We start from the raw sequence: 13,733 nt of genomic DNA, 5'->3' as shown, positions 1-13,733 counted from the left end.
CGGGTTCGGCTGCGCTGTTGCGATCCTCTGTTCAAGAGAAACATGCACAGGAAGCGAAATCATGCGTGTGGTGCTTGCCAATCGTTACTACTATCCGGACCAGTCGGCGACGAGCCGGATGGTGACGAGCCTTGCCCACACGCTGGTGCGCGAAGGCATCGAAACGACGGTGCTGGCAAGCCGCAGCTATCACGACCGGCGAAAGGACGTGCTCCCGGCGCGCGAGACCATCGGCGGCGTGGATGTGCACCGCATATGGACCTCCGGCTTCGGTCGGGGCAGGCTCGTGGGGCGTGCGGTCGATTATGCGACCTTCCATCTGTCCGCTGCCGTATGGTTCGCGTCCAATGCCAAAAAGGACGATGTCTGCGTCGTCTGCACCGATCCGCCGCTTCTGTCGGTTTCGGCTGCGCTGCCCGTCCGTCTTCGCCGGGCAAAGCTCGTCAACTGGGTGATGGACCTTTTTCCCGAAACGGCGATGGAACTGGGGCTCATCAGGTCCAATACGGTTTCCGGCAAGCTTGCGCTGATCCTGCGCAACTGGTCGATGCGCCAGTCGGCGCTGACCATCTGTCCGATCGAGCGCATGGCGCATTATCTTTCGACGCGGGACATTCCGGCGGAAAGCCTGAGCGTGGTTCACCACTGGGCTGACCGAAACGAGATCGTTCCGGTGGAACCCGCGCAAAATCCGCTCCGTCGCGCCTGGGGCCTCGGGCGCAAATTCGTCATCGGCTATTCGGGCAATTTCGGGCGCGCGCATGAGTTTCAGACGGTGCTTGATGCAGCCGAGCGGCTCAAGCACATGAAAAGCATAGTGTTTTTGATGATCGGTGAAGGGCAGCAGCGCGGTTTCGTCGAAAGCGAGGTCAGGCGGCGGGGCCTCACCAATGTGATGATGAAGCCGTTCCAGCCCGTGGAAAAGCTTTCCGAAAGCCTTGGCGCGGCCAATGTGCATCTGGTTTCGCTGAAGCCGGAACTGGAACATTGCATCGTCCCCAGCAAGTTTTACGGCGTCCTTGCCGCCGCCCGCCCGACAATCTTCATCGGCGACACGGAAGGCGAGATCGGCACGATTGTCCGCGATTTCCAGTGCGGCATGGCGCTGAGGCCGGGCGATGTCGATGCGCTGGTCGATGCGATCCTTCATCTGCGCCACTCGCCGGTCGGACGCATGTCGATGGGCAACAATGCCCGCTATCTGATGGAAACCGCCTATTCGCGGGAATATGGCGCAGCCGTCTGGCAGTCCGCCATCTCGCGGCTTGAGGAAAAGGTGGTGCCGCAGGCCATGCCGGTTCTCGACCGCCAGTTCCAGCCGAGGGAACTGTGATGGAAGGCTCGGTCGTTGTCAGCCAGCTTGGCGCGCGCCGGCATTATGCGGTCCCGCGCATTTTCGCAAACAATCAGAGGCTGGCGCATTTCTATACGGATATCTGCGCCTTTCAGGGATGGCCGCGTCTGCTCGGTAACGTTCCGCCCAATGCGCTCCCATCCTCGGTGCGCCGGCTGGTCGGGCGCAAGCCGCAGGGAATCCCACTGAAGCAGATGACGACCTTTCCGGTTTTCGGACTGCATTCCGCTATCCGCAGGCTGGCGAACCAGACCGGGCCGAAATCCACCGCCAATGCGATCTGGGCGGGCGAAACATTCGGCAGGTTGGTGGCCGAAAGCGGTTTCCACGGCGCGGGCGGGGTCTATGCGTTCAGCGGCGAAGCCGTGGAAGTGCTGTCTGCTGCGCGGAAAGCGGGGCTGTGGACCGCTGTCGATCAGGTCATCGCGCCGCGCGCGATTGTCGATCGGCTGGGGCAGGAAGAGGAATTGCTGAATCCGGGCTGGCAATTGCCAGTCGAAGACGATGGCTATTGCGAGGCTTTCGCGGAACGTGAGCGAACCGAATGGCAGCTCGCCGATCTGGTCGTGTGTCCGTCGCCTTTCGTTGCCCGTCATGTTGCCGAGGAAGGCTGCGCGCCCGAAAAGATCGTGGTGGTTCCGACCGGGGTCGATACACGCTTCCAGATCGAACGAAAGGCGCGGGCGCCGGGTAAATTGCGCGTGTTGACGGTGGGCGCGGTGGGGTTGCGCAAGGGCTCGCCCTATGTCGGCGCGGTTTCAAAACTGCTGGCGGAGCAGGCGGAGTTCCGGATGGTGGGGCCGCTGGAACTCCTGCCCGACGCGCAGGCAAAGCTGGCTGCAACAGTTGAACTGACCGGCCCCATTCCGCGCAGCGAAATGCGCAAGCAGTTTGAATGGGCCGATGCTTTCCTGCTTCCGTCCTTGTGCGAAGGGTCGGCGATTTCCGTTTATGAAGCATTGGCCGCAGGACTGCCCGTGATCTGTACCGAGAACACTGGCAGCGTGGTTCGCAACGGTGTCGATGGCTACATCGTGCCGATCCGCGACGTCAGGGAGACGTCCGAAATCTTGCGGGAACTGGCGGGCAATCCGGCGGCACTGGAACGGATGGGGGAAAATGCACGCGAGCGTGCGGCCGATTATACCCTGTCACGCTATGGCGAAAGGCTTGCTGCGGCGATATTCGGGGAGAGGGCGGCATGAACATCGTCCATGTCATCGGCTCCTACGATCCTGCGAAGGGCGGGCCGCAGGCGGTCGTGGTGCGGCTGGCAGCGGCACAGGCGGCGCTCGGCCATGAGGTGACAATCGTAAGCTACAGTGACGATGAGGTGAGCAGTCGCGCTGTCGCGGCGACTGCTGCAATTCCCGGGTTCGACAGGGTGCGCACCCTGTTGCTGCCGATGCCCGATCTGCGCGAGACGCTGTCTGGAAGCGCCGCAGCGAAGGCGATGGAGGCACTGTTGCGGGCCACGGATTTCGTGCATCTGCATGGCGTGTGGGAAACCAATCTGTTGCGCGCATCGATGCTCTGCCGCCGCTTTTCCGTGCCCTATTGCGTGTGCTGCTGCGGGATGCTCGACGTGTGGAGCATGCAGCAAAGCGCGTGGAAGAAGAAACTCGCGATGAGGCTGGGGTTTCGCCGGATGCTCGACGGCGCGGCCTTTATTCATGCGCTGAATGCGGATGAGATCGAGCTGATGCGGCCCCTGGGCCTGAAGGCTCCGCCGGTGATTATCCCGAACGGGATTTTTCTGAACGAGGTGGAGGGGGGAGAGGCCGATGTGGGCGGCTTGCCCGGACGGCCCTATGTGCTGTTTCTGTCGCGGCTTCACTACAAGAAGGGTCTCGACATTCTTGCCGATGCCTTTCGCCGGGTTGCACCCCTGTTTCCCGATGTCGATCTGGTGGTGGCTGGTCCCGATGGCGGGGCGGAAGACGAATTTCGCGAGCGTATCCGTCAATACGGGCTGCAAGAGCGCGTGCACATGACCGGCGGGCTTTACGGCCCGGCCAAGATCGCCGCCCTCAAGCGAGCGGCCTGTTTCTGCCTGCCCAGCCGTCAGGAGGGGTTCAGCGTCGCCATTACCGAGGCGCTTGCCTGCGGCGTGCCGGTGGCGATTACCGATGCCTGCCATTTTCCGGAGGTGGGCGAGGCGGGGGCCGGTATTGTTTCCCCGCTTGATCCGATGGCGGTCGCTGTGGCGCTTGAGCGGATTCTGGAAGACCCGGATCGCGCGGCGCGGATGGGTGTCGCCGGTGCAAAACTGGTGCGCGACAATTACACCTGGCCGCGCATCGCGGTCCAGACGATTGCGGCCTATCAGGATTTTCAGTCACAAAAGCCGGACGCGGTTGCAAGCCGCAAGGCGCTCCGGTCCGTTACTGCAAGCTGAGGGTCAGGGCTTTCGCCTTGGCCGCACCGGCTTGGCCGGATTGCCCGCATAGACCATCCAAGGTTCCATGTCGCGGAAACTGACCCCGCGTGCGCCCAGAACCGCCCCTTCACCGATATTCACCCCCGGTCCGACGAAGGCTTCCGCCGCAACCCAGCCATAAGCGCCTACATGAATGGGCGCCGCCGTCAGCGGAAAGTCGGCCTGATCGATATTATGTCCGGCCGTGCACAGATGCGCGCGCTGCGAGACGATGGCGAAAGGCGCAAGCGTCACATGGGCCACGTTGTAGCATAGCGCGCCGGGACCAAGCGATGAATGCGCGCCCATGGTCAGGTTGCCCGGCCACCAGATGCGGGCGCTGCCGCGCACGATGGCCGTCTTGTGCAGCCTCGCACCGAAGGCGCGCAGCACCGCGCCGCGCCAGCGCCACAGGAAGGACGGCGTCCATGCGGCGAGCAGCAGCCAGCTTGCCTGCCAGCACAGGCGCTGGACGCGATGCCCGAGCGTGAAGGTCGCCCCGCCCTCAAGCGGACGCGACGCATTCATTCTGCCCCTGATGCCTTCTCCGAGTGCATTGTGGTTCGACGTTACGGTCATGATGACCATCCTTCCTGAAGCTTGCCGCTGGGCGATGCCGGAAGCGGCAGGTGGATCGATCGATTGCGGATCACGCAGAACGAAAGAACGGGAATGAGGAACAATGACATGTGAATCCAGACCGGCACGACCCAATCCGTGTGGTGGGAAATGGAATGCATGGCCGGGACGATGGAAAGCATGTAAACCAGCTGGCCGAGCATTTCGCCCGCCATCGCGGTTTCCCAGAGCCTGCGCATCGCCCAGGCGAGCACCAGGAATTTCAGCGCGCCGAAATACCAGAACGACGAAAATGCGTCGACCAGCCCGGTCTCGGTGGTGCCGGTCAGCGGATTGTAATCGCGGCTGGGTTCGGGGACGTTGAGATAGAGCGCTTCCTTGACGTCGCCGCCGACGAGCTGCGCCGGAACGAATGTGAAGATGATCCGGTTCCAGTGATATTTGCCGTAGTCGAATTCCAGCCGACGGTCGATTTCATCGATGCGCTGCACGGCATTGCGCATTTCGGGGCCGCCGCGCTCAAGGGTGCTGCGGAAATTGGCGGCATAGTCGATTTCCAGAATCTCATCGAGAACGAAACTAGCATCCGTGCGGGTGACCTGTCGATAATCGCCCATGCTGGTCATCAGGAAAGTGCCGGCGAGGATGCCGATCGCCATGACGGTTCGAGGCACGACGATCCGCCGGTAGAACCAGAAGGCGAGAAGGAACATGAGGACGAGCTGAATTGTCTCTGCCCGTTTTCCCGTCACCAGAATCCGGTCCAGATAGAAAACCAGATCGAACAGGATGATCGCCAGCGCCGACCATGAGGGACGCCGCGCAAAACACAGGACGGCGATGGCAAGACCATAGGGCATGAGCTGCGCGAAGAAGAGGTAGACAACAGGCATTCCGGTCATCTGCATGCCGATGGAGACATCTCCGGGAAGACGGCTCAGGAGAAAATAGAATACGGCGCCGAAAGCCGACAGCCCTGCTGCGGCCCAGATCAGGCGCCGCTCGCTGAAACTCATGCGGAGAAACCGGATCGGCTTTTTCGTCATCCGCCACCCGATCACAAGCATTGCGAATGACAGGATGCCCATGATCATCGTCTTGGCATAAGCGCCGGAAGGCAGGAACTGGTCATAGACGAGAGCCGGGAGCTGCGGCAGCAGGAAACCGAAGGTCATCACCCCGGCAAGGAAGGGAAACTGATACATGCGCTCCGGCCGGGAGAAGAGGCCGCCAGCCAGAAGGTAGAGGACGAAGCCGACAAAGATCCAGGTGAGCGACAGGTTCATTGCGTGACCCCCGCCGCAGCGCATGTGTCTGAAAGGTCGGGCGCGGGTTCGCCCGCGGAAAGATCGTGCGGGAAAATGCGGCCCGAAACCAGATACCAGCCGAGCTTCACATATTCCTTGGCGACGAGTTCCATGTCTGCGGGCGTTGCCGGAAAGCCGGGGCGTCCGTCATCGCCGCCGATGGGTGACGAGATGAAGCGCATCTGCGGGCAGGCGGCGCGAAAGCTCGCTATGGCCCGGCGCGAGTGATACCAGTTGGTTACGACCAGTGCGCTTCTGGCCCGGATTTCGCGCAGGACGGGAGCGGAAAATTGCGCGTTCTGCCAGGTGCTGCCCGACTGGCATTCGACGAAGATCGCCGACGGGTTCACGCCGTTGCGCACCATGATCCGCTTGTTATAGAGGCAGTCGCCATCGCCGGTAACGAGGATCACCGGCGAGCGGCCTTCCTTCCAAAGGCGTGCGGCCTGCGCCGCGCGGGGCGGGCCGTCTCCTCCCGGCACGACGATGACATCCGCCCTGCCGCCATCGTCCTGCAAGGTCAGGACCGGTTGCGAGAAGAACATCGCGGCAATCCCGAACAGGATGGCGCAGGGCAGAACGACGAGAAGCATCATACCATACGCCGTTCTGGTGCTTCGGTTTCCAGCGGTTGCCTCGCCGGAGTTGTTTCCGCGAGGGTGGCCAACCGGCGCTGGCGTTGCTCTTCCATCTTGACCACGATCATGAACTCGTAGGCCGAAAGCAGGCGGCAATAGAGATAGCCGGGCTTGCCGTCGAGAAAGCCGCCGCGCAGCAGGTACATGTAGAGAAAGCGCAGGCCCGGCCTGAACGGCATGTGATAGGAAAGCGATTTCAGCGCCCGCCGCCGCCGTTCCGGCACTGCCGAAAGCATGCCGCCCCAGTCGATCTTGCGTTCGAGCTGGCGCGAGGCGGACAGATCAGCCTCGGCGGAAGAATAGCGATTATGTTTGTCGTACCAGGCTTCGAGGCCCTTGTTGAAGCTGTAATGGATGAAATGGGCCTGCAAGGCACCTTCCGGCCCGCCGCTGGCGCGCGAATGCACCGAACGTTCGAACCGCACGCGGTCCGGCCTCACCAGCCGTGTGATCCAGGTGGGATAGAGGCTGGCATGACGAATCCAGCGCCCCATGAACATGTTCTTGTAACGCGCCTTGAAGAACACCTCCGGCCGGTCGGGGTCGGCGGCGATTGCCAGCATTTCGTCACGCAGATCCGGCGGGGTGATCTCGTCCGCGTCAGGCGTGTATACCCAGTCATGCTTGAATTTGATTTCCGTCAGGCCATACATGCGCTGGCGGTCCTCGGTGTTGTAGGCGCGCTGGAAAACGCGGGCGCCTGCTGCCCTGGCGATTTCGACCGTGCGGTCGCTGCTGAAGGAATCGAGCACGACGATATCGTCGCACCAGTCCAGCGATGCCAGGCAGGCCGGCAGGTTGACCTCTTCGTTCAGCGTCATGATGAGTACGGAAACATTCATGAAGTTGCCCCGGGATAAGTGATTTTCGGTTTGGTGGCCGGATTGGCCTCGGCCATTGAGGCGGCGACGGCCTGACGCGGACCTCTGGTCATGTGCAGTACGAAAAGCGTGTGCGTCGCAGCGGGGATCGCCAGCGCCAGAAGCATCGGCCAGACAGGCATGTCGAACCGGACGGCGACATAGGCGACGGCACCGGCGATGAGGTTGAGCCCCATGATGGCGACGGCTGTTTGCCCACAGGAAAGCCCTGCATCCATCAGCAGATGATGCAGATGCTGCCGGTCTGGCGAGAAGGGGCTCCGGCGCGCCGACATGCGGCGCACGATCAGGCTCAGCGTATCGATGACTGGCACGATGACGATCCAGATCAGGACGGGAAAGGGGACGGCGGCTGTTCGGCTTGCGAGGATGAGGATAAATCCGGCAAGGGCTGCGCCCAGAAAGGTGCTGCCGCCATCGCCGAGGAAAAGGCTTGCCTTCGCGCGCCAGCGGTGCCGCATGTTGAAGACCAGAAAGCCGAGGCAGGCGGCGGCAATGGCGAGGGCCTGCAGGCCGAGGCGATGCTCGCCCACGCCGAAGCCGATGACGGCCAGCCAGAAGAAGGCGGCGGCGCTCGCGGATCCCGCCAGTCCGTCGACGCCATCGCTCATATTGACCGCGTTGACGAGGCCGACAATGAAAGCAAGCGCGATGAAGAGGAAAAGCGGTCCGGTAAGAAGCTGGATCAGCATGTCAGCGGCGGGCGTTGCGATCCCGTCCGGGGCAAGGCCCAGATAGATCTGCCAAACCCCGGCCATGCCCAGCATCAGGAAGGCTGCCAGCAGCTGAATCGCAAGGCGTGGCGCTACGGGCAGATTGAAGCGGTCATCGAGAACGCCGGTAACGAGGATCAGCACCAGCCCCGGCAGCAGGGTCACGGCATTGGCATGACCGGAAACGCCGAGCGCCAGCAGCGCGGCAACGGAAAACGACAGAAAAATGGCGATGCCTCCGCAAAGCGGGACATTTCCGTCATGCGTCTTGCGGGCGTCCGGGACGTCGATGAGATACCATTCGCGTGCCAGCCCGCGAAAGCCGAGGCAAAAGGCCACGGAAAGGACAAAGGCCAGAAGCGGGATCCAGGAAAGACTCGCCATGTCTCCTCCAAGGCGTGTGCAAAAGGGCGCGTGCAAAAGATAGAACTCGGCAAATTTTTACGCATTGCGACCCGGGTCCACGACTTGGCTTTAGAGCGTGCCGCATACTCCTTTCAGGTCGGGTGCTAACACCAAGGGCGACATTTCGTGCCTGTCGCAAAAGACTATTCTGGGCGGAAACGGGAAGATTGCGCCTGCGGGCGCTGCTGCCGGATTGAAATGGATGGGGGACGAAAAGGTGACACGAAAACCGCCGGCCGCGCCGGGGAATACCACTTGTTGGAGCGCATCATGAATGGCGGTCGCAGAGGCTTTCTCATGGCGGCGCTGGAGCAGTATGCGGGGCTGCTCTTCAACTTCGTGACGGTTGCTGCGGTATCGCGCTTTCTGGGGCCAGCGGAAACCGGAATGGGTGTGATTGGCCTCAGCCTTACGGCAATCGTGTTTTCACTGCGTGAATTCGCCAGTCCGGAGTTCTTGATCAAGATCGACAAGGTGCGCGATCAGGACATCCGGACTTCGCTTACGTTCCTGATGAGCGTGACGGTCCTGCTGTCCGCCGCTCTCTATCTCTCGCTGGGCTACTTCGCCGAAACCTACAATGATCCGCAACTGAAGCTTTTCCTCAGCATCACGATTGTGGCTGCGCTGGTCGAAAGCCTGTCCTTGCCGATCGTTGCGCTGTTGAGGCGCGAAATGGCCTTTGGAAGACTGGCGCGCATTCGGACCGCAGGCTCCGGGCTCGGCGCACTTGTAACCATTGCCATGGCCTTCTGCGGGTTCGGGCATATGTGTTTTGCCTTCGGCCTGCTGGCAAGCGCGCTGATGACGACGGGGCTGGCGGTTGCGATCCATCCTTTGGGCACCTTGCTGCGCCCATCGCTGGCCAGTTTCGATACGGCCTGGCGGTTCGGGATTTTTCTTGGCGGCAATGCCGGGCTGAACAAGATCTGCATGACGCTTCCGCAGCTCCTCCTCGGGCGCTTCATGCCGATATCGGCGGTCGGAATCTACAATCGTGCCGACACGCTGAGCGGCCTGCCGGATCGCATCATCCTTTCCGCCGTTTTCACGGTTGCGTTTCCGATGCTTTCGGCACAGGTCCGTGAAGGAGCCGATATCAGCCAATCCTACATACGGGCCTTGTCCTATATCACCGTGGTCTACTGGCCTGCGCAGGCTTTGCTTGCGCTCCTTGCCTATCCGGCGGTGCATATCGTTCTCGGTCCCGGCTGGTCCGAAGCGGCACCCATCGTCGCGATCCTCAGCCTGGCCTGCCTTTTCTGGTTTCCATCCATCCTGACCTATCCGCTGCTGATGGCATTGGGCCAGAACCGCGAGGCATTCCTGTCCAACCTGATTTCGCGGCTGGTGGCGGTCACCGTCATCAGCGCCGCCGCTTTCTACGGGCTGCTTGCCGTTGCGCTCGGCCAGTTCATCAGCCTGCCGATCCAGATGGTCATCGCCATCGTGTTCGTGCGCAGGCATGTGGCCTTTTCCTATGCGGTGCTTGGCCGGGCCTTGCTGAGAAGCGGGCTCGTAACCCTGATCACGCTCGCCATACCGCTTGCCATGGTGGCGGCGAACGGCTTTTCGCTCGAAGTTCACTGGTCGCGCGGCGTTGTGATGGGCCTCATCGCGGCATTCAGCTGGCTTGGCGCGCTGTTCGTGGTGCGGCATCCCTTCATCATCGAGGTTGAACCGATACTGGGCTGGCTTGCCGGTAAGATCCGGACGCGGAGCGTGCATCCGCCAGCTTCCAGGCTTGCGGAATAGGGCGGCGGGTCATGGGCGAAAACAGACTGCCGACGATCGACGTTGTCATCCCCAATTTCAACTATGGCCGCTATCTTTCCCTCTGCGCCAACAGCGTTCTGGGACAGACAGGCGTCAATGTCCGCCTGCTCATTATTGACAATGCCTCGACCGACAACAGCGTCGACGTGGCGAAGGGCCTTGCTGCCGGGGACAGCCGTGTGGAATTGCTTCTGCGCCGGAAGAACCGGGGGCCGCATGCTTCGTTCAACGAAGGCATAGACTGGGCCGCATCGGACTATTTCCTGATCCTGTGTTCGGATGACCTGCTGGCAGGCGGTGCGCTGGAAAGGGCGGCAGGTTTGCTTTCGCAACAGGAGGACGTTCATCTGGCGCACGGTGCGACCGGAAGGATGAAGGCCGATGACGGCGAGCCACCTCTGGCCGTTGCAGACACCGTGCCGGATGAATGGCGAATACGGTCCGGGGAAGAATTCATAGAATTTGCATGCCGGTATGCGATTAACCCGGTGATCGGTCCGACGGCGGTGGTGCGGACCGCGATCCAAAAACAGGCTGGATATTACCGCACGTCGCTATCCCATACGGACGATCTGGAGATGTGGCTGCGCATCGCCATGCGTGGATGCGTTGCATCGACGAACCGGATACAGGCTTTCGCGCGTTCGCATCCGCAGAACCAGTCGGCGGCGGTGAATGGCATCCTGAACTGGAATCGGGAATTCGAGGCCGGCTTCCGGTCCTTTTTCGAGCACGAAGGTGCCAGCCTGCCGCAACGGGACCGGTTGTTCGCGATGGTGCGGGATTGCCTGACCAAGCGCGCCTACTGGTCTGCGATCTCCAGTCTGGCGCGGCAGCCGAAAGTGGCGGGTTCGCTGATGGCGTTCGCGCTGAAGCGGGAGCCCTTACTGGCAGTCATGCCCCCGTTCGACTACCTGTTGAAACGATCCGCCTGGCGAAACGGACGGGGTGCATGACTGGGCCGCGCAATCAGCCTTCTGCGTTGTCGGATCGAGAAAAAGGGCGCGAAGGATTTCTTCCTGTCCGGCCAGCCGGCTTCGATAGCGCTCCACGCCCGCCTCGACTTGTCTGGTCAATGCCGTTCGCTCCGCAAAGGCAAAATCGATCTGGGAGAGAATGGTTTCGGGGTCGAAACTATCGATCCGGTGGCAGAATGCCGAAAGCCCGGTATCGTGCAGCAAGGCATCGTTCTTGCTCGCATAAGCGAGTGAAATTGCCGGACGCCCCATGGCAAGGGCTGAGACGATATTGTGGTAGCGGCTGGCGACCACGATGTCGGTCCTTGCGATCTGCTGCATGAGGTCGTGCAGGGATGCGGAGGGTTCAAATATCACCTTGCCCGCTTCCGCCGGGCCAAGCTGCTCCAGTATATCGCGCGCCGCTTCCATGTCGCCCTTGTCGCCGATCAGCAGCCGGACCTGCCGTCCGTCACCAAGAAGTCTTTTTGCAAGTGTGGTCATTTTGGCGAGGTAATCGGCGTAAACGGCATCCCCGTCACTGCTCTTCTTCTTCCACCCGCGATAGGACATTACACCGATGCCGACACATTGATCCCTTTCGTCCTGTCGTCCATCGGGAGCCGTCGGCAGCGCGAAGGCGATATCAGCACTGACGAAATCGCCGGAAGGGGCAACGCCGAGCTGCTTCATGAAGTCGTGCGAAACCTGATCCCGGTAGGAGCGGAAAGCGGCAAGCGTCGAGGCCCAGCGAACGAAGCGCCGGCTCAATGGATGACTGACGGGCCCGGCGCCGATCGACACAAAAATCATGCGCGTGCCGGTGAGCCTCGCTGCGAGAGACCACCGCAGCACCGCGAAAGGCCAGCCGAACGGGTTCTCGTTGAAGTCGTCCAGAATGCCCGTTCCCGGCACGACGATGAGGTCGAGCTGGGAAGCGAGTAGCAGCGCGCAGCAGAAGCCGACTGCTCTGCGCGGAACATGCAGCATGGCCTTGTTGACGGCGCGCAGCAGCCAGTTGGACGGGTAGGGCTGAGAGACCGGACGGGCCGTAAGATCGAACTTCTGCGCAACGATGTCGGGTCTGGAACAGATACAGACAAGTTGAGCGCCGGGGCAATTGCGTTTCAAAAGCTGCAACATGGCCTCCAGCGAACCGTCATTGCCGGTATTGCCGGAACCAAACTGCCCGAAAAGTCCAATTCTCATACGCGTGTCTCCCGCTACAGCTAGAAGCTAATGCCGGACGCGCTGTCGGGAAAACTGGCAGAAGGGTGAACACCATCCTCTATTGTAGGAGGGCATGTACCCCTCATAGCCGAAATGCGCAGCGTTGCGATTTCGATACACTGGCCTGCGGTATATCCATTGCCCCCCGATATACCGGAGTAAGGCTTCGAGGGAGTTGTTCCCTCGAAGTCTTCTCTCCCTTGCAAGGTGGGCAACAAGGTTCTGGCCATGAAATGTGCTTACTTTGTCCGTCCTCACATCGGCGGGACCTATTCGGTCTTCACGCGGCTGCGTTCGTCGCTCGGCCAGTCCGGGATCGAGCTTCGCTGGCTTGCGGCGGGCGCTGCTGGCGATACGGTCAACGTGCCAAGCGGGCAGGGGCTTGAGGATGCGCTGCGCAAGGGCGATGCGATCGACCGCATGGGGCTGCTGGATGAAGAAACCCGCGCCCGGCACATGATCGGCTTTCTGCGCGACAATCGCTTCGACGCCGTTTTCGTCAATGTTCTCGCGAACCGTTTTGAAACCAATCTGGTGCGCTATCTGCCTGCCGATATCCTGCGCGTCATGATCGTGCACAACATCACGCCCGGCACCTATGCGGCGGCAAGGGCGATCCGCGATCATGTCCATGCGACGGTTGGCGTTTCAAAGCGCTGCCGCGATGACCTCGTCCGCCAGCACGGCTTCGATGCCGCCCGGACTCTGGTCATCCCGCACGGTTTGAACCGGGATATTCATCTGGCGCGCAATGTGACGAAGCAGGACGAAAGCGGGCCGCTGCGCCTGCTTTATCTCGGGCGCATCGAGGACAACTCCAAGGGCATTTTCTGGCTGCCGAACATATTGCGCGAGCTCAACTGCCCCTATCACCTGACAGTCGCCGGTGACGGCCCCGATCTGGCGGAACTGCGCCGCCGTCTGGCGCCGTTTGGCGATAACGTCAGCTTTACCGGCTGGGTTGCGCCTTCCGATGTTCCGTGGCGGGTCAGCCAGCATGACGTGCTGGTCATGCCCTCGCGCTTCGAAGGGTTCGGCCTCACGCTCATCGAGGCGATGAGCCAGGGTTGCCCTGCGGTTGTATCGAGGATCGCCGGCGTGACGGATACCATCGTCACCGATGGCGAGGACGGGCTCTTGTTCCGCGTCGGCGATTTTCGCCAGGCGGCACGCCATATCGAACGGCTTGCCAGTGACCGGAAACTGCTTGCGGGCATGGCCACCGCCGCCCGGCAGAAGGTGGAAACGGTGTTCGACAATGATGTTGTCGGGCGCGCCTATGCGGGCCTGCTCGAACATCTGGCGGCGGAACGCCCTGCCATCGCCCCGCCGCTGGCGCTTTCGCAATGGGCGATGCCGAACGCGCTTCATTCCAGCCTGCGCAGCCGCCTGCCGAAGCCCGTGAAGAACTGGCTGCGCCAGATGCGCGAGCGCCTGCATGCGGGATGGTCGGCAGCATGACCTGTGAATAGAAA

12 protein-coding genes are annotated in these 13,733 nt (G+C 61.6%); 6 read left to right on the top strand and 6 right to left on the bottom strand.

What is annotated here, in order from left to right:
* The first annotated feature begins 61 nt into the window (after positions 1 to 61).
* From JNC63_RS01200 to JNC63_RS01190, 3 genes are read left to right on the top strand one after another with little or no spacing between them, the layout of a single operon-like run.
* A complete protein-coding gene (locus JNC63_RS01200; RefSeq protein WP_075041509.1) occupies positions 62 to 1,333 on the top strand; it encodes a glycosyltransferase family 4 protein in 1,272 nt (423 codons plus the stop codon).
* Complete coding sequence (locus JNC63_RS01195; RefSeq protein ID WP_075041508.1) at positions 1,333 to 2,559, top strand: glycosyltransferase family 4 protein; 1,227 nt, start codon at positions 1,333 to 1,335, stop codon at positions 2,557 to 2,559. Before JNC63_RS01200 ends, JNC63_RS01195 begins: the two co-directional genes overlap by 1 nt.
* Positions 2,556 to 3,752 (top strand): glycosyltransferase, encoded by a 1,197-nt coding sequence (locus JNC63_RS01190; RefSeq protein ID WP_075041507.1) that lies wholly within the window; start codon positions 2,556 to 2,558, stop codon positions 3,750 to 3,752. Before JNC63_RS01195 ends, JNC63_RS01190 begins: the two co-directional genes overlap by 4 nt.
* 3 nt (positions 3,753 to 3,755) lie before the next feature.
* Here JNC63_RS01190 and JNC63_RS01185 read toward each other — a convergent pair whose 3' ends face one another.
* Genes JNC63_RS01185 through JNC63_RS01165 form a run of 5 tightly spaced genes read right to left on the bottom strand, consistent with a single transcriptional unit; the run spans position 3,756 to position 8,275 of the window.
* Positions 3,756 to 4,352, bottom strand: coding sequence for a putative colanic acid biosynthesis acetyltransferase (locus JNC63_RS01185; RefSeq protein WP_006470352.1), 597 nt, complete (start codon positions 4,350 to 4,352; stop codon positions 3,756 to 3,758).
* Positions 4,349 to 5,638 (bottom strand): hypothetical protein, encoded by a 1,290-nt coding sequence (locus JNC63_RS01180; RefSeq protein WP_075041506.1) that lies wholly within the window; start codon positions 5,636 to 5,638, stop codon positions 4,349 to 4,351. Before JNC63_RS01180 ends, JNC63_RS01185 begins: the two co-directional genes overlap by 4 nt.
* A complete protein-coding gene (locus tag JNC63_RS01175) occupies positions 5,635 to 6,252 on the bottom strand; it encodes a YdcF family protein (protein WP_025092056.1) in 618 nt (205 codons plus the stop codon). Before JNC63_RS01175 ends, JNC63_RS01180 begins: the two co-directional genes overlap by 4 nt.
* Positions 6,252 to 7,139 (bottom strand): glycosyltransferase family 2 protein, encoded by an 888-nt coding sequence (locus JNC63_RS01170; RefSeq protein ID WP_075041505.1) that lies wholly within the window; start codon positions 7,137 to 7,139, stop codon positions 6,252 to 6,254. The genes JNC63_RS01175 and JNC63_RS01170 overlap by 1 nt, the downstream gene beginning before the upstream one ends.
* Positions 7,136 to 8,275 (bottom strand): MraY family glycosyltransferase, encoded by a 1,140-nt coding sequence (locus tag JNC63_RS01165; protein WP_075041504.1) that lies wholly within the window; start codon positions 8,273 to 8,275, stop codon positions 7,136 to 7,138. Before JNC63_RS01165 ends, JNC63_RS01170 begins: the two co-directional genes overlap by 4 nt.
* Positions 8,276 to 8,566: 291 nt before the next feature.
* On the opposite strand from JNC63_RS01165, the gene JNC63_RS01160 reads away from it, so the two are divergent.
* Positions 8,567 to 10,051 carry an oligosaccharide flippase family protein gene (locus tag JNC63_RS01160; RefSeq protein WP_075041580.1) on the top strand — a complete coding sequence of 495 codons (1,485 nt, stop codon included), beginning with the start codon at positions 8,567 to 8,569 and terminating at the stop codon, positions 10,049 to 10,051.
* Positions 10,052 to 10,062: 11 nt separating this feature from the next.
* Positions 10,063 to 11,028 carry a glycosyltransferase gene (locus tag JNC63_RS01155; RefSeq protein ID WP_075041503.1) on the top strand — a complete coding sequence of 322 codons (966 nt, stop codon included), beginning with the start codon at positions 10,063 to 10,065 and terminating at the stop codon, positions 11,026 to 11,028.
* On the opposite strand, the gene JNC63_RS01150 is transcribed toward JNC63_RS01155, so the two are convergent.
* On the bottom strand, positions 10,957 to 12,237 hold the full coding sequence (locus JNC63_RS01150) for a polysaccharide pyruvyl transferase family protein (RefSeq protein WP_075041502.1): 1,281 nt from the start codon (positions 12,235 to 12,237) through the stop codon (positions 10,957 to 10,959). The genes JNC63_RS01155 and JNC63_RS01150 overlap by 72 nt on opposite strands.
* A 249-nt stretch (positions 12,238 to 12,486) precedes the next feature.
* Here JNC63_RS01150 and JNC63_RS01145 point away from each other — a divergent pair, with 249 nt between their 5' ends.
* Positions 12,487 to 13,719, top strand: a complete 1,233-nt coding sequence (locus tag JNC63_RS01145; protein ID WP_075041579.1) for a glycosyltransferase family 4 protein — start codon at positions 12,487 to 12,489, stop codon at positions 13,717 to 13,719.
* Positions 13,720 to 13,733 lie beyond the last annotated feature (14 nt).

This window comes from Brucella ciceri (assembly GCF_041930145.1).
GTDB classification, from domain to species: domain Bacteria; phylum Pseudomonadota; class Alphaproteobacteria; order Rhizobiales; family Rhizobiaceae; genus Brucella; species Brucella intermedia.
Note: the sequence above shows the minus strand (reverse complement) of the source record. Positions and strands in the feature narration are given on the sequence as shown.

Bases quoted from the DNA above. Each gene is read 5' to 3' on its own strand.
- JNC63_RS01170 (WP_075041505.1), bottom strand. From the start codon at position 7,139: ATGAATGTTTCCGTACTCATCATGACGCTGAACGAAGAGGTCAACCTG.
- JNC63_RS01190 (WP_075041507.1), top strand. From the start codon at position 2,556: ATGAACATCGTCCATGTCATCGGCTCCTACGATCCTGCGAAGGGCGGG.
- JNC63_RS01150 (WP_075041502.1), bottom strand. From the start codon at position 12,237: ATGAGAATTGGACTTTTCGGGCAGTTTGGTTCCGGCAATACCGGCAAT.
- JNC63_RS01160 (WP_075041580.1), top strand. From the start codon at position 8,567: ATGAATGGCGGTCGCAGAGGCTTTCTCATGGCGGCGCTGGAGCAGTAT.
- JNC63_RS01180 (WP_075041506.1), bottom strand. From the start codon at position 5,638: ATGAACCTGTCGCTCACCTGGATCTTTGTCGGCTTCGTCCTCTACCTT.
- JNC63_RS01185 (WP_006470352.1), bottom strand. From the start codon at position 4,352: ATGACCGTAACGTCGAACCACAATGCACTCGGAGAAGGCATCAGGGGC.
- JNC63_RS01145 (WP_075041579.1), top strand. From the start codon at position 12,487: ATGAAATGTGCTTACTTTGTCCGTCCTCACATCGGCGGGACCTATTCG.
- JNC63_RS01155 (WP_075041503.1), top strand. From the start codon at position 10,063: ATGGGCGAAAACAGACTGCCGACGATCGACGTTGTCATCCCCAATTTC.
- JNC63_RS01200 (WP_075041509.1), top strand. From the start codon at position 62: ATGCGTGTGGTGCTTGCCAATCGTTACTACTATCCGGACCAGTCGGCG.
- JNC63_RS01195 (WP_075041508.1), top strand. From the start codon at position 1,333: ATGGAAGGCTCGGTCGTTGTCAGCCAGCTTGGCGCGCGCCGGCATTAT.
- JNC63_RS01175 (WP_025092056.1), bottom strand. From the start codon at position 6,252: ATGCTTCTCGTCGTTCTGCCCTGCGCCATCCTGTTCGGGATTGCCGCG.
- JNC63_RS01165 (WP_075041504.1), bottom strand. From the start codon at position 8,275: ATGGCGAGTCTTTCCTGGATCCCGCTTCTGGCCTTTGTCCTTTCCGTG.